Source organism: Novipirellula sp. (genome assembly GCF_041583735.1).
Classification (GTDB): domain Bacteria; phylum Planctomycetota; class Planctomycetia; order Pirellulales; family Pirellulaceae; genus Novipirellula.
In genome coordinates this window covers 13,674-33,236 of record NZ_JBFHFD010000020.1, presented here as the reverse complement: position 1 = coordinate 33,236, position 19,563 = coordinate 13,674, and the positions used below count along the sequence as shown (strand labels likewise).

Genomic DNA, 19,563 nt, shown 5'->3' with positions numbered 1-19,563 from the left:
TCGAGGAGCACAAGTTTTCGATCGGGATTTTTCAGATGCAGATGGACGGCCGTGGCGAGTCCTGACAAACCGCCACCGATAATCGCAACGGTTGATTCAGTTTCTTCAGACACGCCTGGCAGGATTCCGATCGAGAGAGTTTCGTTTGCAGCGGCGAGGGCCAATTGCTGGGGCGACCCTTATTACGGTGCGTCCGAGTTGTACTGCATTTCCATTTCTTCGCGATACTGGTCGTCCGGATAACCGTCGCTACCGCCGGATCGCGGGGAGCTGGATGATTTAGTGGGCTGCCATGGATTGGAGATCCCCGAGGTATTTCCGGCAAGTCCCCCTAACACCGACGCAAAGGTTTGAGCTTGCTGGAAAACGTTTTCCATTGCTTTGTGAAACTCTTCGGCATTGGTTGCTGAGGCGAGTGTATCGATGGTGGGCTGCAGCATCGATCCCACCGCAGTGATCGCGGGCGAATCCACCAACGACATCAATCCCGAGGCGGCTACCTGTTCTTTTTTCGATGCCACCGATTCTGTCCAATTTTCGGACAGCGACTTTGGAATCCAGTACCCGTCCACTCGGACCATGTCGACAATCACCGAACGGCCGTTTTGCGTGATTTTGATTTTGGCATCATTGGATTCCGGCTTGACTTGTTCGGCGGGATCCGGCTTCGCGGGTGATTCGCCAGGGGGGCCCTCTTCGCTCGACATCTCGGCTATTTCCATGCCTGATTCGGATCCGGGGCCATAGTCTGGGCTTGATCCATAGCCGGATTCTTGCCCGTATTCGCCGTACGGATTTTGTTTGCTCGCATCGTATTCTTCAAACGTCGCAGCTGAGGGAGGCAAGACGCTGTGAAGGGCGTATAGATGCGGTGCGACGGCGCGGTCACGCTCGAGCAACCAATCTCGCAACGGCATCGAATCGAGCTTTTCAGCCGTGAGGGCTGCTGGATCGAGTGTTGCTCGGATCGCCCCAGCTGCATTCAAGATCAGCGTGCTTAGGGTTTCTCGGGTGTTGGAGTCCAGCATTTTCATTCGTGGATGGCTGAAGATCCAATTTTGATGGGTGACGACAAGGTCGGCCCCTTTGTAAAGCGGGCCGATAGTGGAATCGATACTTGCCGCGTCCATGTTTTTCGCCCCTGCTTTGACAATCCCATCAAGGTCGGCGCGATATTTGGGTGGCAACGAGTCGAAGTAGGCCAACAATAAATGTCCCGACGCGGCTTGGTCTTGCAGATGCTGTAGCGTTTCGATCGCAGATGCACCATTGTCCAAGGGGCGATAGTCCGGAGCGGCCGCAGGTTGGGGAAGCGGAGTCGGTGCGGGGGCAGCCGCCTCGGCCGCTTGCGCCTTGAGCTCGCTGACCAATTCGGCGCGATGCGTTTGAATGGTTTCGTTGACTTTGTTGGCGTGAATCCGGCTGTCGCTAATCAGGTTGATCAAAGGGACCGAGACGCGTCGGCCATCGGTCATTTTCAAGATCGCATTGCCTTCCCAAATCCCCAGTAGTTCGGCGTCCACGCTGTGGTTGCCTCGCAATGCGGTCCATGTTTCGGCTCGAATCGAACTTGGCGAGAAAGCCAACGCCGACAAGATCGCCGACAGTGGCAGGACCAAGGGCGTACCGCGAGCGGGGATGCGAAAGCGGGACACTCGGTCCGCAGCGGAACGGATGGCAGCAAGCAGCAATTGGGGGAATTGCATGAAACGCTCGTCTAATAAAACGTCAAAGAAACGGTCAACAAAAACAACGTCATTGAAAAATATTCAGTTTGCGCTGCGATTTGAAGCCAAGTTATCAAGACTCGGCCCATAAATACCTATTATATTGATCCAAGGACGGCTTAATGTCACGAATCGAGTCGCTAATCCCCATTTAGGGTGATTCCCTTCAATATTCACGGTGGAGAGTTCGCATTGAGTGAGACGATTGACTCGGGGCCCCTGACAGCCGAGCAGATTCGCAGTTTGCAGGAAAAGCATTACAACGCGACGATCATTGAGCGAATCGACTCTCACTCAGACTTGAGCCGATTTCGCATCCGTCCTGATTCCCCTTTCGGCCCTTTTGAACCGGGACAATACGTCACCTTGGGACTGGGCAACTGGGAGCCTCGGATCGCCGGGACTCAGCGAGAAGTGCTGCCCTTTAGCAAGCAATCCAAGGTGGTTCAGCGAGCCTATTCGATCTCGTGCCCGATGCTGGACCCCTTGGGGAATCTGGCGTCGGTCAACTCGGTCGATTATCTCGAGTTCTACGTCACACTGGTTCGCAAAGCCGATTCGACCGACAAGGGGCCTCCCGCGTTGACGCCGCGATTGTTCCAGCAACAGGTCGGCGACCGATTGATGATCGGAAAAAAAATCGTCGGCCATTACACGCTTGGCCCCGAGATTCGTCCGAATGAGACCATTTTAATGCTCGGCACCGGAACGGGCGAGGCACCGCATAACGCGATGGCGACCGAGTTGTTGGTGAACAACCATCGCGGCCGGATCATCAACGTGACCTGCGTTCGCCATCGCAAGGATTTGGCTTACTCTCGACAACACGCCCAGCTGATGGATACGTTCGGCAACTATTGTTACTTGCCCGTGACCACACGGGATCCTGAAAATCTCGATCCGCATCATCCTCGTTACGTCGGCAAACAATACATTCAAGAGCTGTTTGTATCGGGACGCCTGGCCGAACTTGCGGGCGATCCGTTGGATCCGAAGCGGACGCATGTTTTTCTGTGTGGCAATCCTGCGATGATTGGCTACGTACCGCCGGGGGCCGAGCCGCCAGTGGATCCCGGAATGATCCCCTTGTTAAAACATGCCGGTTTTCAAGACGCTCACGATTATCACGGACCTGGATCGATTCGTTTCGAGAAGTATTGGTAAACCCAACGTGAATCATACTTCGCGCCCGCAGTAGAGCAGGTTAAAAAACGAGTCTCCCCCCCTTTCCTTCTTCACTCTTCGAAATCACGAACACAGTGCGATCACGAAAGCAGTGCGACAGCGATTTGCGTTTCGGGGCGACAGGGCACCTGCCACTTAGAAGCTTTTCTTACTTGGATTAACTACGAGAATTGTCATGGACCTAAAAAATACGATTGCTTTGATTCTGGGTGGCGGTCGCGGAACTCGCTTGTTTCCGTTGACGAAAATCCGTGCGAAACCCGCTGTCCCTTTGGCCGCCAAGTACCGCTTGATCGATATTCCGATCAGTAACTGTATCAACAGCGGACTGAATCGCGTTTACGTGCTGACCCAATTTTTGTCGGAAAGCTTGCACCGTCACCTGCGACAAACCTATCACTTCGATCACTTCAGTGGCGGGTTTGTCGAGCTGTTGGCTGCTCAGCAAACCGTTGACGAGTCGACCGATTGGTACCAAGGCACCGCCGACGCGGTGCGAAAAAACTTGGTCCACCTCGAAGAGGACTGGATCGAACATGTGCTGATTCTGTCGGGCGACCAGCTGTACCGCATGGATTTCCGCGACATGCTGCGGACGCATATCGAATCCGGCGCGGATGCCACGATCGCCGGGATCCCGGTTTCACGAGACGACGCGTCGTCGCTGGGAATCATGCAGGTCAACGACACCGGACGTGTGACCGGGTTTGTCGAAAAGCCTCAAACCGAAGAAGAGTTGGCGACGGTACGCATGGATCCCGCCTGGATTGATGCGCGGGGCGTCGAGAGCCATGGTCGTGACTGTTTGGCCAGTATGGGGTTGTACATTTTCAACAAGTCGGTGATGGTCGATCTGCTGAACAAATCGCCGCATGAAGATTTCGGCAAGGGGATTTTCCCGCAGTCGCTGCAATCGCACAAAGTCCAAGTGCATTTGTTCGATGGCTATTGGGAAGACATCGGAACGATCCGGGCGTTCTACGAAGCGAACTTGTCGCTCGCAGGGAAGGCGCCTCCATTTGAACTTCGCGATCCCAAAGCTCCGATCTACAGCCGGCCTCGCTTCTTGCCGCCGACCATCATGGGCAATACACATATCGAGTCGAGTTTGATCGCCGATGGTTGCCGCATCGGTGATAACGTCACGATCAAAAACAGCGTGATCGGACTGCGGACCGTGATCGGTGACAATGTCACGATCAAAGATTCGGTCGTCATGGGCGCCGACGACATCGAATGCGAAAGGACCGAACTTCCTGCGGGCGTGTTGCCGATGGGGATCGGCAGCGGTAGCGTGATCGAGGGAACCATCTTGGACAAGAATTGCCGCATTGGCGAAAATGTCAAAATCACCAACCAAGCCGGAGTGGAGAATCAAGGCGAAGACGAGCCCTTGCAGATCCGCGACGGGATCTCGATTGTGATCAAAGAAGGCCAGATCGAATCGGGACACCAAAGCTAATGCGGTGGAATTGAGACGCCAGTGGAGGCTTAAATCCTCTTGGTCGCTTCTCCTTTTTCCTGCAAATTGTTCGGTTCACGAAAAGGGACCGTCGAATTAATGTTCGACTCGATTGATGAGAAATTCAGCAATATCGACCATCATTCTAGAAAGCTCTGGATTCGTTTGACGGTACAGAATCGAAAGTGATCGATAGGGCAATGGGTATTCGTGGTTGACGTGAATGGCTTGGCGAAACGCCATCTCCGCGGCTAGGAAATCTTGTTGCTTTCCGAGACATAAACCCAAATTGTAGAAGTCGCTTGCCGAGCGGCGTCCTGTGGTCAACCGTTGGTAATACGTTTTCGCATTTGCAAAGTTGCCCGAGTCAAAATTCCACGCTGCCAATACTTCCCAGGCGCGTAGTTGGTCACGACGTGAAATCGATGCATTCGCCAAAGCCCTGGCTGCATGCGATCTCGCTAGCTCCCATGTCGTTGCGGTTTCGGCTTGCGTCATGTCGACGAACAACAATTTTTGATAGGCCAGTTGTGCCAAGACGACATGAATTGACGAGTCGTTTAAATGCGCTGCCGCATAGCGAGACAATGATGCTAATAATGGATCCAGCTCCGCCATCCGCTCGGATTTTCCTTGGCTCGTCAAATCATTCAGCAACCGAAGTGAATTCGCAAGCAGATCCGATCTTGTTGTTTTTTCCTGTTCCTCGTCTGCCGATTGCGGAGCTGCGATTCGTCGCACGCTCGGATCGTCGACATGTTCTCGTTGCTCGCCCGTCGCGATCGAAATACCTTGCGTCGTGTCTTGACGATGAATTCCGATACGGTGATTGGTCGTTGCCGAATGGACGACCTCGCTTGTAATCGCGGGCATGTGGCAAGCCACACAGCGATCTTGTTCGTCGCGAATGCGGACTTCGTGAGGAACCGAACACGCATCTTCGGTGTGACACTGTAAACATTGTTGTTTACGAAGTGCATCTAACTCGATCGGCTTTGGCGTGTGATGCGGATCGTGGCATGTGATACAAGTGAGTGCGTCCGATCCGAGATAGCACTTGCTTTGCCAAAGTTGTCCGAAATGCCCAACAAAGACCTCTTCGGAATTCGGTTCTTGTGATGAGAACTCATAGATCCTGCGGTAATCGGCTAAGTCGTCGCCCGGGCGGTAATCCCAGATCGTACGGTCACTCGCATCAACGACTTCGTCGCCCTGCAGATGACACTGGGCACATAGGGATTCTTGCGCGTTCCGGCTTAAATTCGCTGGGTTTTTGATCGGATCGTCTGCGAGGTGCACGGGGGCACCGGAGGGCTTTTGTGTCTGATAGTGAGCGACGTGGGGCGATCCTGGTCCATGGCATCGCTCGCACCCGATCGACAGTTCATTGATGACGGGGCGAAACGGGTCGCTGCTATTTTTTATGCTACCGACATGGCAAAAAAGGCAGTCGTCATCAATCACCCGGGTCATGCCGAGATGGTGGGGGACATCGTATCCAGGTGACATTTCGTAGGCTTGAGGAGCCGTGTAAAACGCGAGGGGGGATTGCAGTAAAAAGCCTTGATCGCGAAGCAGGAACGCTTTCGCGAAGTGACCGCTGCCCATCACAAATTCAACCCGATAGTCGCCCGCTTCGAGACGTCTTTCTGACTGCTTTGGGGCGCGATCGGTGGAGCCAGGCAGCAAAGTCTGTTTGTGCCAAGTCTGTGAATTCTTTTGGTAAACTTCGAACAACCGATTGCTTAAGTCGTGAGCCACTTTAGCGTTACTGTTCAGATCGACATCGTCGACGCGTCGCAGCGAACGGCTGTGATCGTTTTCCTGGTAGCTCTCGAATCGATCGCGATGACAGGTCCCGCAAGTATCGGACCCGACAAAACCGTGCGGAAGAAGTTCTGGTGACGGTTCACGCGCAGTTGATGAGGGACGGTCGGTTGTCAGTCGCGAGGGCGTCTCGATCCTGTTTTCCTGAGGGGAAGGCCCAGGCGGTGGAGTCGTGAAGAACGTTTGCCGAATCCAAAACGCTCCCGCCACTAGTGCGACGGCGCCCCCCAACCAGAGAGCGGCCTTATTGGGGAGCTGCATGTTTTTGCACACCTCTCGCTGGCAGAACCAAGCAAATTGGGGAAATCACGTTTCTATACCAGGCTGGATGTTCTTCCAAACTGATTTTTCGATCAAACAAGGGAGGCTTCGACGTCAGACTAGGGCAGAGGTAAGGAAGCCGGCCAGGTTTGGTGCACGCTCAGCCGATGTCTGCGAACGAAACAAAACAGATCGGTAGTGACAAAGGCTAGGGAAGTTAGACCATAGTGTCTAGGACGAAAGTCAGTGACACGAATGGCGATTGGTGTCGCCTGCTAAACAAGCATGCTTGGCAATTCGAACGGGCGGAAGTGGCTAGTTATTTATGATATTTATCAGGCAGTTGAATGTGCACCTTAGCACAGAAATTCATCAAGACCGGGCGTCTGTGAAGCAGTTCCGTCTTCCAAATCGGTCTCAGGCCCAGCGGATTGCGGCAATTTTTAATTGCGTGCCCCGTCGCCTCTTCACTCCTTTGTTTGTCTAGAAATGAGACGATTTTAAAAACGGGCGAAGGTCTTGTCACCGCGCTACTACCCGCAGTGTTGCTGATCACCTACTCGGCTGACAACATGCTTCAAACGAGATTTGGGGCTCGAGCCGTTGAGCTATGAAAATCCAACGTTTTTGCTGATTGACAATTTAAGGTTCCATTCTCACAATACGCTCGCTGACATCAATTTGTAACTCGTTTGTCTTTATTTGGAAGCGTCTCAGTATGCAAAAGTTTCTTTTCTGTTTCTTCTTGTTTCTGCCTCTTGCTGCGGTGTTCGGTTGCTCCGATGGTCAACCTGCCTTGATCGTCGATGATCGGTCCGAAGAGGTAAAGCAGCAAGAACTCGATGACTACGACAAGCAAATGGCGGAAGACGCCAAAAATTACGAGAAGCAGCAAAAGGGCAAGTAATCCATAGCCGTCCTTTACCTTCAATTTTCAATTTACACTTTTCATCATTTTTTTACTTTCTTTGGAGATGAGCAATGCAGGTCCATTCGCGGTACTGTCTGGTTTCAAAAAAACGGAGTGACGGGTTCACGCTGGTTGAACTATTGGTGGTGATCGCCATTATTGGTGTATTGGTCGGATTGTTGTTGCCGGCGGTTCAGGCTGCTCGCGAAGCGGCTCGCCGTATGAGCTGCAGCAACAATGTGAAGCAAATCGGACTCGGGCTTCACAACTACCACGCTGCCTACAACAAACTGCCCATGCAGCAGGGCGGGACTTACGTCGGAGTCATTGGGGGTCCAAACGGCAGCGGCACTAACGCTGGCGGGACCTTGCGAACCGATGGGAATAATCGTTTTCGTCTCTCGTTTTTGATTGGGGTTCTTCCGTTCATCGAACAGCAATCCTTGTGGGAGCAAATTTCTAACCCGATGGCCGATGGCGGCACGCCCTCGTGGCCAGCGATGGGGCCAGCTCCTTGGACGACCGCTTACAAGCCGTGGATGACCGAAGTCCCCGGTTTTCGTTGCCCAAGTGATCCAGGTACTGGATTGCCAGCGATGGCACGAACCAATTACGTCGCGTGTCTTGCCGATGGCACACACCGATGTGATACCGGAGCTGCTAATTTTGACACCACGAACAACAAGTGGTTTTCGCAAGAGAGTGTTGCCCTGGCAAATCGCGGGATCTTTGTTCCCCGCAAAGCAACCGGCTTCCGTGACGTTCTTGATGGACTCGCCAATACAATCATGGGCGGTGAAATTGCAACGGACTTGGGGGATCGTGATGTGAGAACTAGCGCCCGACAAAGTGTCGGCTGGGGCTCGATTCACAACGCCAGTCCGACTCTTCCGCTGGCCGGAGAAATTGACCCAGCACGTCCTCAATTTTGGGCTCAGTCGACAGGGAATATTCTTGGCGGTAATTCCACTCGTGGAGGGCGATGGGCCGACGGTGCCCAGTTGTATACAAGCTTCACAACCATTCGTCCGCCAAATGGTCCCATGTATTTGGGAGGTGGCGACTCGTCGAGTGGACACACCACGGCGTCAAGTCGACATCAAGGTGGAGTGCATGTTCTGATGGGTGACGGTGCGGTTAAGTTTATCACCGATTCGATCGAAGCTGGGAACCAGAATTCGCCGACGCCCTACAACACCGACAACGACACCACTGCTCCGATCGCTGGCGCGATGAGTCCGTTTGGGCTTTGGGGTGCGTTGGGGACGCGAGCAAGCAAAGAGACCGTCAATGCCGAGTTTTAGTGATTTCTAAAAATGTTATCGCTAGTTTGAATCGTTCCTCATAACGCGGTTCAGCTGCACAACATTTTCACGATAGCCACCGCCGCCCTCAGGCGGCGGGAGTGAGTTGTCAGGGTGTCAGCTTGCGTTGATGTACCCCGACATCATGTCGCGGCTCGAGATTGACGGAACGATCTTCCGTTTAACATCGGGCCGCTGCGGGTGATCAATGGGGCGTGATTGATTGCCTCGAAGTCGCTGCCGATCAGCACGCAGGTATTTTGGAAACTCGTTGCCGAAGCAGGCGATGGTGAATCTGGAGTGTGGTCATCGATGAATTGGTCATCCACACGAATCGAGAGCTTCATCTCTAACGTTGGTCGGTGAGGTTCACACGCCCCAGCGTTCGGCAAATTGTTGAACGACGGGACGCTGGCCTAATCGTGGATTGATATGAGGACGCGCGGCCAACAGCGCCGTCTGGGCTTCGCTGATCGACAACCCTCGGTGTTTGATCAGCCAGCAAATCGCCACCGTCGCACTTCGTGCGCGACCCGCTTTGCAGTGAATATAGACTTTGCCCTGATTCTCGACATGGCTTTGGACAAACTCGACCGCATTACATACATCCTCAAACAGCGGATGCGTGAAATCGGTCGTTGGCATATGGAATTGTTCAATTCCAAAGGTTTCGTAGGCTTTTAAGGGCCCTGGATACTCTTCACACGTGTTGACGACCGCGCGGACTCCTTCGGCCGACAGTCCCGGAACATCGCGGGCAAACGGGTAAGCCCCGACGATCACGCTGGGATCGATATAGTCCCACCAACGTCGGACCCGCAAGATCCGCCCGAGCGTATAGTTCCAGGCCAAGGTCGGGTAAAACACCGAGCGTGCATACAGTCGCTGCCGCACTGACGCGGCGATGCGGGCCGCAGGCGTCTCACCTCGGTTGGGGCCCGCCAAGTCGTGAATGGGAGCATCGGAGTCAGGGGGCCATTCATTTTCACTTGGCATCGCGTTCACTCGGCATCACGTTGGGATGTTCAACGTCGAAGACTTAGTTGCATCATTGCTACTAATTCGACGAATTGACGCAAGTTATCGCAATGAGCGGTGTAGCGTAACCGTGGCCGAATGTCATCACAGAGCGCTCGGCCGCCCACTAGCAGCGGAATATGCTCGCCGAGATCGGCCGCCAGTTTAGTTTCTTGGGCAATAAATGAAGCGGCGTCGGCCATCGCGGAAACGCTTAACCAGACCAGATCGGTTTGGTAGTCATGGGCAGCCTGAGCAAAGCTTTGCAGCGGCAAATGGTTCCCCAGACACACCGAGTTCCAGCCTAATTCGCGAAGTGCCAATTGCACCAACAGCATCGGCAATTGGTAGTGGTCCCCCTCCGGTGCCCCACCCACGGCGGTCAATGCGGCTGATTGGGGGGGCGGCAATGTCGCGATCAACTCGGTGATCAAGCGATGGGCAATTCCACAGGCTCGCCGCTCTTGGTAAACGTCCAGTTCGTTGCTGCACCACGCTTCGCCGAGCCCGTGCATCGCGTCGGCGATCAATAATTCGGCGATTTCGGCACGGGTTTGCCCTCGCTCGCTTTGACGGAGTTCGATTTGCGATTGGAGGATTTCCCGGCATGTTGGTTCATCGCCGACCGCCATGGCGCTGCGGAAATGTCGCTGGTAATCCGTTTCGGCGCCAGTAATCTCGGGTTTTCGGCAGGATAATAGTGCGGGAAGCCCCAGCACATCTGGATTGACCAAGGCACGATCGGACTTGGTCAAAAAGCTCTGCAGCCCGTCCAGTGCGATTCGCCGGTGGCCACCAACCGTGCGAATCGTCGGAATGGTGCCGCGATCGCACCAACGCTTGACCGAGGATTCGCTGACCTGCAGTGCATCGGCGACTTGTTTAGGCGAGTAGTGAGGTTGTCGAACAGCCACGGGATCGATTCCAGGGGGGCAATTGTTGGATTGCGAACAACGCCGGAGTTGAGCAAAAAACGTCCACGCCGAACCGGATTTGAACGTTTCGAACGTTTTGCGGTCGAATTCCTATTCGCCAATGATTGTAGGAGTGGGGCAAAATTCGCCAACAGCCCAAATCGATCCTAATCGACAAATTACGTTGTTTTTCGTCCAAGTCTGGGTTGATCACAGGAATTTGCCGGCATTGAGATGTTTTCTACGTTGTTTTTGCTTGGCGGGCTCGGTATAACGAAATGAACGTTTTAGGCGTGCAAAACGTTCGCTCAAGCTTGCTGGTCATTTTGGCCTGCACTTTGCGTTATGTGCCTTCCGCCCGTTTAGCTCGCAATCGAGTTCACCTGCGGTCGCCAACCCAATCAAATTCCAACCCCTGTGATCCTTATGACTACCTCGATTTCGATCTCAAGCGAGCCCGTGCCTTCGGAACTTGCCATCGCGAAAATCCGATGCCAAGCCAACGCGTCTGGGGGGAAAACGGCTGCTGATGCCATCCGCCACGAGGATGAATCGGCAGTGATCCCTGCGCGAGCTGGGGGCTGGATCCGCGCCAGCGAATTGACGGCGGCATTGACTGCGATCGAGCCCTACTTGAACGATTACGAAGCGATGGAAAAGGACGAGTTAGTTCGTCGCACCAAAATTCAACTTCGCCACGAGATCAGCTTCATTGGCAACAACGAATTCGCGGATTCGCAGCGGGGCGAGGTTGTGTTTGCATCGCCCTTGGAGCTCGCGGAGCCCAAGGCTGCGGCGGGGGCACGGATCGTATCTCGCAGCGGTTCGGATCTGCCAATTCACCTGGGACGTTTGTGCGAGGCGCCGCTGTTGAAACCCGAGCAAGAGGTGATGTTGTTTCAGCGGATGAACTTTTTGCTGCATCAAGCCGCAGTGCATCGTCGTCTGCTAAATCCCAAACGCCCCTCTCGCGCCCGTTTGGCCTTGATTGAACGTTTCATCGCATTGGCCCATTGGCACCGAGATCGGATTGTCGAAGCGAATTTGCGTCTGGTGTTTTCAATCGTCAAAAAGTTTGTCAATGGAAACAATCCGTTTGACGAGCTGCTCAGCGATGGGATCGTCGCGTTGATTCGGGCCGTCGAAAAGTTTGACTACGATCGAGGCTTTCGCTTCAGCACTTACGCAACGCAAGTGGTGCGGCGGAACGCGTACCGCACCGTGGTGCTGAACCAGCAGGAGCGTCAAAAGGTGATGGGCGGTTTGCAGGACATGAATCTGGAATTGACCGATGAAGGGTCGGAATCGTCCATCAGCGAAACACGGTGGCACGAGCTTCGTCGCCGGCTGGCTGAGATGCTGGATGAACTCGATCGCCGAGAAAAACTGATCATTCGGGCTCGTTTCTCGCTGGGGCCTCACCGCAAAGTTCGCACGCTGCAGGCATTGGCCGATCGGCTTGGGATCAGCAAGGAACGGGTCCGGCAACTCGAGAGCCGGGCGATGGAGAAGTTGCGTTTGATGGCAAGTGACGTCTGTTTGGCGGAACTCGAAAGCTAGTTCGCGTCCCCACGGCATCGCCGTGACGTTACGATGACACAATTACCGCTGTGTTATTGCGGCAGCCACCGAGACAGACGTGTTGCACATCAAGAGAAACATCATCGCTCATGGGCCAGAAACATCATTACCGCGTCACCACTCCGCTTCCCGTCTCGGTCGCGGACGCATTTGCCTATCACGAACGCCCTGGTGCCCTGCAGCGTCTGACTCCGCCCTGGGAGAGCGTTTCGTTGGAATCAAGCGACCAGAGTCTGCTTGTCGGCAGCGAGGTCGTTTTAAAAACAAGGTTCGCCGGAGTGCCGCTTCGCTGGGTCGCTCGGCACACCGAGTACGATCCGCCACGGCATTTTGCTGATACGCAAGTGTCAGGGCCTTTTGCTCGTTGGAACCATCACCACGAATTCCGTGAACGTGTAGGAGCTCAACCCGAATCGGGGGCGTCGCTAACCGATTTGGTGGAATACGAATTGCCGATCGGTGCAGTGGGCGACTTCTTTGGCAGTTCAATCGCCCAACGCAAAATTGAATCGATGTTCGCGTACCGCCACCGGGTTACGTCGGATGATTTGCAGTTGGTCGCCCGTTATCCGTCCGCCCCACTTCGGTTTGCAATCTCGGGGTCGAGCGGGTTAGTGGGCTCAAATTTGACCCGTCTACTGACACTTCTGGGGCACCAAGCGAGTCCAATCGTGCGATCGATGAATCAATCGAGCTCGGAGGAGAACGGTGGTGCGATTGCCGCTTGGAGTGATGCCAGCGAGGTGAAAAAGTTGAATGACGTCGATGTCGTTGTGCATCTGGCTGGCAAGTCGATCGCCGGAGGGCGTTGGAGCGAGCAGGTTAAGCAACAGATCCGTGATAGCCGCGTGGTCAAGACTCGGCAACTTTGTGAATCGCTCGCATCGCTCAAACGCAAGCCAAATGTCTTGATCTGCGCTTCCGCAACAGGGATCTACGGCGACCGTGGCGACACGGTACTTGACGAGTCCTCTAGCCTCGGTGACGACTTTCTCGCCGCTGTTGCGAGCGAATGGGAGGCCGCTTGCCAGCCTGCCGTTGACGCGGGAATTCGCGTCGTCAATGCGAGGTTTGGGTTGGTGCTTTCGGTGGCGGGAGGTGCACTGGAGAAGATGTTGTTACCGGCCAAGATGATGGGCGGCAAACTAGGCAGCGGAAAGCAGTGGTGGAGCTGGATTGCACTGGATGATGTGTTGGGGGCAATCTACCACTGCGTGCAAAGTGAGGGTGTTTCCGGGCCCGTGAACTTCGTTTCGCCCGAGCCAATCACGAACGCCGAGTTCACCCATGTTTTGGGGCGCGTCTTAAACCGACCACCGCTGTTTCCTGCGCCCGCGTTTGGGCTGCGATTGGCGCTGGGCGAAATGGCCGACGCGTTGCTGTTGGCCAGCACTCGAGTTGTTCCCCGAGCGTTGCAACAGTCCGGTTACACGTTCCGCTTCAGCGAGCTCGAGTCCGCGCTGCGTTACTCGCTAGGGCGGGATCGTTTGAAATCGGAAGCTTTGTAAAACGCGTTAACCCAGGTGACGATCCAAACGGATGTCCGAGAGCGTGATGGCGCCGCCAAAGCACTGTTCGACATCCAGTCCCGGCTTCCGCGGTCGTCCGTGGAAATCGCTTTCGAAATGGATCTCAGATTCGCGGCGATGTGCCGTGCGTGTCATCGGTTCCCAATCAACATCGCATCGCACCCGTGGCGGTTGTTGGATCGTAGGATCGATGGCAGGCAGATTAAGGTTCCAGAGCAGCGGAGCGACTTGTTGTTGTCGTGAGATTTGTAAAAATTCTTCGATCGTTTCTTTTGTCCAACGAGGAACATGGTCCCATGTTTTCTCGATGTCGGGACGACGGTAGTGCGACACCGCGAGCGCTGGGACGCCCGAGATTGCCGCTTCGCGTGCGGCGGCGAACGTTCCGCTGACGTGCAGGTCGACGCCTAGGTTCGCGCCGGCGTTGACACCCGAGATCACTGCGTCGGCCCCCTTGGCCAGCACTCCGAGCCCGGCGCGGACGCAGTCCACCGGCGTTCCGTCGATCTGGAACCAATCAGGACGAACGGATTTGACCGCCAGCGGGCGTCCGGTGGTCACGCTGTGCCCACACTCGCTGCGGCCTCGGTCCGGCGCAACGACAATCACTTTGACGTTGTCACCCATCGCATAAAGCACCGATTCAACCAAGGCCGCCAAACCGGGGGCATCGATACCGTCATCATTGGTGATCAGTAATTTCATGGATTTCCTAGTAACTGGCAGAGTTCGAAAACGTCCGATTCGTCGATCAGCAGAGCACGATGGTCGAGCACACAAATTTGATTGGCAAGTGTTTCGGCGCGATCCAGTGGAACCGGTTTGCGGCAGCGCCGCTCACTAGAGCGTGCCATCGAACGAAAACCATGGCCCATCGGCAGGTGCTGCTCTGCTGCTGCGGTGACGACTTGATTGCGGCTTGCCTGCGAATCGGCACGCAAGGCGAGTTTGTAATAGGCCGGTTCGATTTCATCGCGAATTTCTGCCAAACAGACCAGCGGCGAGTCTATTCGTTTGAGCTGCTGGTGGATTTGTCGAGCGATGCGGTTTCGCTGCTCGTTTTGTTTTCGCAATTCCGCTAACTGTGGCGGCAACACGCTGGCTTGCAAACCGCTCAAGGGAAACGCGTCGCTAGGGCGATCGAGCAATCCGGCAATCCGAGCGGCAATCCGGTCGTCGCTGGTCAAGATTGCGCCTCCGTTTCCTGATGACAAGGGTTTGCTGCCACCGAAACTAAGGGTCGCCAAATGGCCAAACGAGCCAGCCGGCTTTCCATGTATCCTCATTCCGGGGGTCTGGCAAGCGTCTTCAATCAGTACCCAGCCATTTTCGTCACACAAATTGCGTAGCGACGCAATGTCGCAGGCATGACCGTACAAATGGGATGCGATCACCGCGCGAACACGCTCGCTGGCGGCAGCGGCAACTGAATCGACGTCGGGGCCAAAGTTTTCGGATGACACATCAACCAGCACCGGCGTGGCACCGAGCAATTCAATACAGCGAAAGTTCCCTGGGTAATCAAAGGCGGAAACGATCACCTCATCACCATTTGTCACCCCCGCTGCCCGCAGCGAAATTTCGATTGCCGCGGTTCCACTACAGCACAGTCGCACGTGAGTTGCCTCGAAAAACGACTGTATCGCAGCAATCAGAGCGTTTTTCGTCTCGCTCTCGTAGCGTCCCCAGTCTGTCGACTCGATGCACTGGGTCACTGCCCTGGAGATCTCGGGTGTTTGGCGAGGCCAGGGGGGAATCGTGATTGGCATAGAAACGGCGGGTTTGGGCAGAATAGGGGGGCGAGTTAGGGGCGAGAGGCCGGTTTTGGCTGGCAGGAACGCGTTTCGGTTCCAATCCGCTGGGGGAAAGCCCGCAGCGGGAGACGTTTGAGGCACCAGGAAGTCCGTGTCCGTCACGTAATAACCGCCGTGCTGGGCTTGTGACGTTTTTTTCGCTTCCATATCATGCCGCATTCGCTGACCCAGCCCTAGTGGAGGCTGCGCGGCTCTACTGAGACTCTTTTCAGTAGGGTTACATGATACCGCTGATTGCGTAAAGGACGTGTTTTTGTTTGCTGAATTCTACCCTGGTATCGCTTCAATCGCATCCGAATTGATTGTCTCGACAATCGCCATTCTGGCTGAAGAGGCGGCTGCGCCCGAGGATTTGAATTGGTTTCAGCAATTATTTAACAATCCTTTTCTGCCTTTTGTGATTCTATTTTTCTTGGCATTTCAGATCTTTATCGCTCCGGAACGCCGGCGAAAAGCAGAAGAGGCCAAGATGCTGTCCACTTTGAAGAAGAATGATCGCGTCGTGACGGCCGGTGGCATTCACGGAACGGTGGTTTCGACCTCGTCCGAGACGAATACGCTGACGCTGCGAGTCGACGATAACAACAACACTCGGATCAAAGTCAATTTCACGGCAATCGCTCGTGTGATCGACCCGAACAAAGAGAATAAGGGATCGGATCACAAGGATGCCGATTCCAAAACGAAGAGCTAGAACCTAATTTACTTCTGCGATAGCTCATGACGCGCTACTCGCACGACTGACGAATCCCTCCTTCGATTCAGAAACCTACGATGGACTGCAATTTCTTTTCCCAATCGTTTTTCGATTTCTTCGTGATGCCGCTTGCCCAAGCGGACGAGCTCGCCGAGCCCGTTAAGGAAGGAATCTCAATCGAACAGTACATTTGGCTCGCTGCCGCGTTGGCTGTTTTGATTGTCCCGTTCATCCTGGGTGGGTGGCTGGCGAAGATGCTGAAAATGCCTAACTACTCGACCCGGTTGGGGTTGGTGTTGTTGGCGATCATCGCAAGCTCGACGGTTCTGATCAACAAGCGACCGACTCGTGGTGTTGACCTGCAAGGGGGGACGATCTTGGTTTACGAGATCGACCAGAGCAAAAACATCGGCGAAGACAAGGCGACGGGGCAACGGATCACATCCGAAGACCTTGTTGAGCCGCTTTCACGCCGAATCAACCCCAGCGGTACCAAAGAAATTGTGATTCGCCCTTACGGCGAAAGTCAGATCGAAATCATCGTGCCGGCGAAATCCAGCGGCGAAGGCGACGGCGGCGAATCAAGCGGTGTCGGCGAAGTCGACGAACTCGATCGTATCAAGCGACGTGTCGAAGAAGCAGGGATTTTGCGATTTGCGATTCTTGCCAATCGCAACGACCATCAACGCATCATTGACTTGGCGATCGAGCAGTCCGAATCGGATAGCCAAGCCGAACGCACCAGCACCGTCGTGATGGACGTGAATGGTGATATCGTTGGTCGTTGGGCGCGTGTTGACCAAGAAAAGATCGAAAAACAAGGGGTTCGCCCGCTGCGAGTCAACGTTGGCAATGCGATTGTTCGTAATCCAACCACAGGCCAATTGATCGATCTTCCCGCGACGGTTCGTGGCGACAATGGCGAAGTTAAAACTGTTAAATGGATGCAGCAGCAAGGTCTCGACAGCATCGAAACGCTGATGATCGTCGATCCTGACTTGGATATTAAAGGGGACGACTTGGCGTTCGCGGCAAGCACGTTCGACCAAAATGGGGCTCCCGCGGTTGCCTTTAACCTGACCGACGAAGGCTCGGGACGCTTCTTTGCTCTGACGACCAACAACGCTCCTGTGGGAACGATGCAGCGACAATTGGGCATTGTCTTGGATGATGACCTGCTGTCCGCTCCGAATATCCTGCAACCGATTCGCAAAGAAGGCCGTATCACCGGCAGCTTTACCAAGGAAGAGGTTCAAGATTTGGTTGCGGTTCTGAAGGCGGGGCAATTGCCTGCCGCTCTGACCCCGCAACCCATTGCCGAAAACCAAATTGACCCGACACTCGGTAAAGACACGATCAACAAAGGTTTCTTTGCGATCGGGTTGTCCTTGAGCTTGGTGCTTGTCTTTATCCTGTTTTATTACCGGTTCGCTGGCGTGGTCGCTTGTATCGCGTTGGTTTTGAACTTGGGAATGATCCTGGGCACGATGGTGCTGATCAACCAACCGCTGACGCTTCCAGGACTGGCGGGGCTTGTTTTGACCGTCGGTATGTCGGTCGACGCGAACGTGCTGATTTTTGAACGTATTCGCGAAGAACTCAAGAAAGGTGCGGCGCCCCGCATGGCAATTCGCAACGGTTTCGCCAAAGCAACCGTGACGATTGTTGATGCGAACTTGACCACCTTGATCACCGCGATCGTTTTGTACGCGATCGGAACGGACCAGATCCGCGGCTTCGCGGTGACTTTGATTCTGGGGATTTTGTACTCGATGTTCACCGCGATTTACATGTCGCGAACGTTCTTTGACATTGCCGAACGTCACGGTTTCTTGACCCTCAGCATGTCCGATGGTGTTAACTCGCTGCGTGGCATGTTCAGCAGCGGTGACAATATTGACTTCATGGGCAAAGGCAAATTCGCATTGGCCGTTTCCTCGCTGCTTGTGGTGATCGGAATCAGTTCGATCTTTGCTCGTGGTCAAGGCATTTTTGATATCGACTTTGCCGGTGGTTCGTCGGTTCAGTTCCGAGTCGACAAGCCAACCGAAACCGACACCATTCGTAAGATCGTTGGCGAAGTGATGGTCGCCGAAGATGGTCAACCGATCCAGTTCACGGTCAACGGCGTGACCATGGAATCAAGTCCCAATGGAACCGTCTACAAAGTCGACTCATCGTACGAGCAAGTCGATCAACTGAAAGATGCGATCTCCGCTGCATTCGCTCAGGACGATAGTGTCAATCTTGTGACCTACAAAATCGATATCTCGCCTGCCGATCCGAAAGCACCGCTTGCTCCGAAGGCGTCTTCGCTGAATCCGCGTGACACCAATGGAAGCAAGTTGGCTGTGTTTTATCCTCAGGACGAAGCGGAAACCGATACGGTGGCTAGCGACGAAGAAAGCCCCGCAGCCGAAACCACGACGCCATCTATTTCGGATCGCTCGTCGATCGTTTACAGCACGGCATTGATCAAACTTGGCATCGAAGGCGAAGAAGGCGGTGCGGGCATCAATGCTCCGACGTTGGTCGAAACGCTGATGAATGCTGCCAAGGCAGTCAGCGTGCCTCTGAACGAACGCGGCATCGAACTTACTCCGATTGGCGAAGGTGCGGATAAGTGGAATACCAAGTCTTCACTATCGTTCAGCCAGTGGACGGTGAAATTGCCTTTGGAATTCGCTCAAGCCGACGCGATTATGGAGCAGATCAAGGATAGTCTTGGCAACAAACCGGTTTGGATTAGCAGCAGCAGCGTCGGTGGCCAAGTCGCCGGCGACATGATCGGACGTGCACTCGGTGCACTGTTCGGCAGTTTGCTGTGCATCATCGGATACATTTGGTTCCGTTTCCAACGTGTGATGTACGGTTTGGCTGCGGTGGTCGCTCTGCTGCACGACGTGATTGTTACTCTCGGTGCGATCGCGGTTAGCTACTGGCTCGCTGATGCTCTCGGCTTCCTGTTGATCGATCCGTTCAAGATCAGCTTGACCGTTGTGGCTGCTCTGCTGACGATCATCGGTTATTCGCTTAACGATACGATTGTGGTGTTTGACCGCATCCGTGAAACGAAGGGCAAGTCGACTCACCTGACTGGCGAGATGATCAACACGAGCATCAATCAGACGCTCAGTCGTACGTTGCTGACCTCGCTGACGACGTTGATCGTGGTCGTGCTGCTTTACGCTGTTGGCGGAGCAGGGATTCACGCCTTTGCGTTTGCCTTGGTCGTCGGCGTTCTGGTCGGAACGTACAGTTCGATTTTTGTTGCGAGCCCTGTGCTGTTGTACTTGATTCAACGCAACGAAAAGGTCAAGGCTGCATAGTGCAGC

General features: G+C 54.5%; 15 protein-coding genes. 8 read left to right on the top strand and 7 right to left on the bottom strand.

The window, feature by feature from the left end; all coding sequences use genetic code 11:
- Positions 1 to 182: 182 nt before the first annotated feature.
- A complete protein-coding gene (locus tag ABX962_RS03235) occupies positions 183 to 1,706 on the bottom strand; it encodes a hypothetical protein (RefSeq protein ID WP_372716565.1) in 1,524 nt (507 codons plus the stop codon).
- Positions 1,707 to 1,919: 213 nt separating this feature from the next.
- On the opposite strand from ABX962_RS03235, the gene ABX962_RS03230 reads away from it, so the two are divergent.
- Together ABX962_RS03230 and ABX962_RS03225 are read left to right on the top strand one after the other, a co-directional pair.
- Positions 1,920 to 2,891, top strand: a complete 972-nt coding sequence (locus ABX962_RS03230) for a ferredoxin--NADP reductase (protein WP_372716563.1) — start codon at positions 1,920 to 1,922, stop codon at positions 2,889 to 2,891.
- 190 nt (positions 2,892 to 3,081) lie between these two features.
- Complete coding sequence (locus ABX962_RS03225) at positions 3,082 to 4,374, top strand: glucose-1-phosphate adenylyltransferase (RefSeq protein ID WP_372716566.1); 1,293 nt, start codon at positions 3,082 to 3,084, stop codon at positions 4,372 to 4,374.
- A 96-nt stretch (positions 4,375 to 4,470) separates the two neighbouring features.
- Here the strand turns inward: ABX962_RS03225 and ABX962_RS03220 are convergent, their stop codons facing one another.
- The gene (locus ABX962_RS03220; RefSeq protein WP_372716561.1) at positions 4,471 to 6,462 is read right to left on the bottom strand and encodes a cytochrome c3 family protein; all 1,992 of its coding nucleotides are present in this window, start codon (positions 6,460 to 6,462) and stop codon (positions 4,471 to 4,473) included.
- Positions 6,463 to 7,180: 718 nt separating this feature from the next.
- On the opposite strand from ABX962_RS03220, the gene ABX962_RS03215 reads away from it, so the two are divergent.
- On the top strand, positions 7,181 to 7,369 hold the full coding sequence (locus ABX962_RS03215; protein WP_372716559.1) for a hypothetical protein: 189 nt from the start codon (positions 7,181 to 7,183) through the stop codon (positions 7,367 to 7,369).
- Between the two features lie 74 nt (positions 7,370 to 7,443).
- A complete protein-coding gene (locus ABX962_RS03210; RefSeq protein WP_372716557.1) occupies positions 7,444 to 8,676 on the top strand; it encodes a DUF1559 domain-containing protein in 1,233 nt (410 codons plus the stop codon).
- A gap of 143 nt (positions 8,677 to 8,819) precedes the next feature.
- On the opposite strand, the gene ABX962_RS03205 is transcribed toward ABX962_RS03210, so the two are convergent.
- Genes ABX962_RS03205 through ABX962_RS03195 form a run of 3 tightly spaced genes read right to left on the bottom strand, consistent with a single transcriptional unit; the run spans position 8,820 to position 10,607 of the window.
- Complete coding sequence (locus ABX962_RS03205; protein ID WP_372716556.1) at positions 8,820 to 9,023, bottom strand: hypothetical protein; 204 nt, start codon at positions 9,021 to 9,023, stop codon at positions 8,820 to 8,822.
- A gap of 22 nt (positions 9,024 to 9,045) precedes the next feature.
- Complete coding sequence (locus ABX962_RS03200) at positions 9,046 to 9,672, bottom strand: dual specificity protein phosphatase family protein (protein ID WP_372716554.1); 627 nt, start codon at positions 9,670 to 9,672, stop codon at positions 9,046 to 9,048.
- A gap of 29 nt (positions 9,673 to 9,701) precedes the next feature.
- Positions 9,702 to 10,607, bottom strand: coding sequence for a helix-turn-helix domain-containing protein (locus ABX962_RS03195; RefSeq protein WP_372716552.1), 906 nt, complete (start codon positions 10,605 to 10,607; stop codon positions 9,702 to 9,704).
- A 426-nt stretch (positions 10,608 to 11,033) separates the two neighbouring features.
- Here ABX962_RS03195 and ABX962_RS03190 point away from each other — a divergent pair, with 426 nt between their 5' ends.
- Both ABX962_RS03190 and ABX962_RS03185 read left to right on the top strand, forming a co-directional pair.
- Complete coding sequence (locus ABX962_RS03190; protein WP_372716550.1) at positions 11,034 to 12,167, top strand: sigma-70 family RNA polymerase sigma factor; 1,134 nt, start codon at positions 11,034 to 11,036, stop codon at positions 12,165 to 12,167.
- Between the two features lie 110 nt (positions 12,168 to 12,277).
- Complete coding sequence (locus tag ABX962_RS03185; protein ID WP_372716548.1) at positions 12,278 to 13,696, top strand: TIGR01777 family oxidoreductase; 1,419 nt, start codon at positions 12,278 to 12,280, stop codon at positions 13,694 to 13,696.
- 6 nt (positions 13,697 to 13,702) lie between these two features.
- Here the strand turns inward: ABX962_RS03185 and surE are convergent, their stop codons facing one another.
- On the bottom strand, positions 13,703 to 14,422 hold the full coding sequence (surE, locus tag ABX962_RS03180; protein WP_372716546.1) for a 5'/3'-nucleotidase SurE: 720 nt from the start codon (positions 14,420 to 14,422) through the stop codon (positions 13,703 to 13,705).
- On the bottom strand, positions 14,419 to 15,678 hold the full coding sequence (locus ABX962_RS03175) for a DegT/DnrJ/EryC1/StrS family aminotransferase (protein ID WP_372716544.1): 1,260 nt from the start codon (positions 15,676 to 15,678) through the stop codon (positions 14,419 to 14,421). The genes surE and ABX962_RS03175 overlap by 4 nt, the downstream gene beginning before the upstream one ends.
- 106 nt (positions 15,679 to 15,784) lie before the next feature.
- Between ABX962_RS03175 and yajC the strand changes: the two genes are divergently transcribed.
- Entirely contained in the window at positions 15,785 to 16,225 is a 441-nt protein-coding gene (gene yajC, locus ABX962_RS03170; RefSeq protein ID WP_372716542.1) for a preprotein translocase subunit YajC, read from the top strand.
- Between the two features lie 125 nt (positions 16,226 to 16,350).
- Positions 16,351 to 19,557 carry a protein translocase subunit SecD gene (gene secD / locus ABX962_RS03165; RefSeq protein ID WP_372716540.1) on the top strand — a complete coding sequence of 1,069 codons (3,207 nt, stop codon included), beginning with the start codon at positions 16,351 to 16,353 and terminating at the stop codon, positions 19,555 to 19,557.
- Positions 19,558 to 19,563: the final 6 nt, after the last annotated feature.

Excerpts from the sequence above, each read along its gene's own strand:
- ABX962_RS03215 (WP_372716559.1), top strand. The coding sequence starts at position 7,181 with ATGCAAAAGTTTCTTTTCTGTTTCTTCTTGTTTCTGCCTCTTGCTGCG.
- secD (WP_372716540.1), top strand. The coding sequence starts at position 16,351 with ATGCCGCTTGCCCAAGCGGACGAGCTCGCCGAGCCCGTTAAGGAAGGA.
- ABX962_RS03200 (WP_372716554.1), bottom strand. The coding sequence starts at position 9,672 with ATGCCAAGTGAAAATGAATGGCCCCCTGACTCCGATGCTCCCATTCAC.
- ABX962_RS03175 (WP_372716544.1), bottom strand. The coding sequence starts at position 15,678 with ATGGAAGCGAAAAAAACGTCACAAGCCCAGCACGGCGGTTATTACGTG.
- ABX962_RS03190 (WP_372716550.1), top strand. The coding sequence starts at position 11,034 with ATGACTACCTCGATTTCGATCTCAAGCGAGCCCGTGCCTTCGGAACTT.
- ABX962_RS03205 (WP_372716556.1), bottom strand. The coding sequence starts at position 9,023 with ATGAAGCTCTCGATTCGTGTGGATGACCAATTCATCGATGACCACACT.
- ABX962_RS03210 (WP_372716557.1), top strand. The coding sequence starts at position 7,444 with ATGCAGGTCCATTCGCGGTACTGTCTGGTTTCAAAAAAACGGAGTGAC.
- ABX962_RS03220 (WP_372716561.1), bottom strand. The coding sequence starts at position 6,462 with ATGCAGCTCCCCAATAAGGCCGCTCTCTGGTTGGGGGGCGCCGTCGCA.
- ABX962_RS03185 (WP_372716548.1), top strand. The coding sequence starts at position 12,278 with ATGGGCCAGAAACATCATTACCGCGTCACCACTCCGCTTCCCGTCTCG.
- surE (WP_372716546.1), bottom strand. The coding sequence starts at position 14,422 with ATGAAATTACTGATCACCAATGATGACGGTATCGATGCCCCCGGTTTG.
- ABX962_RS03235 (WP_372716565.1), bottom strand. The coding sequence starts at position 1,706 with ATGCAATTCCCCCAATTGCTGCTTGCTGCCATCCGTTCCGCTGCGGAC.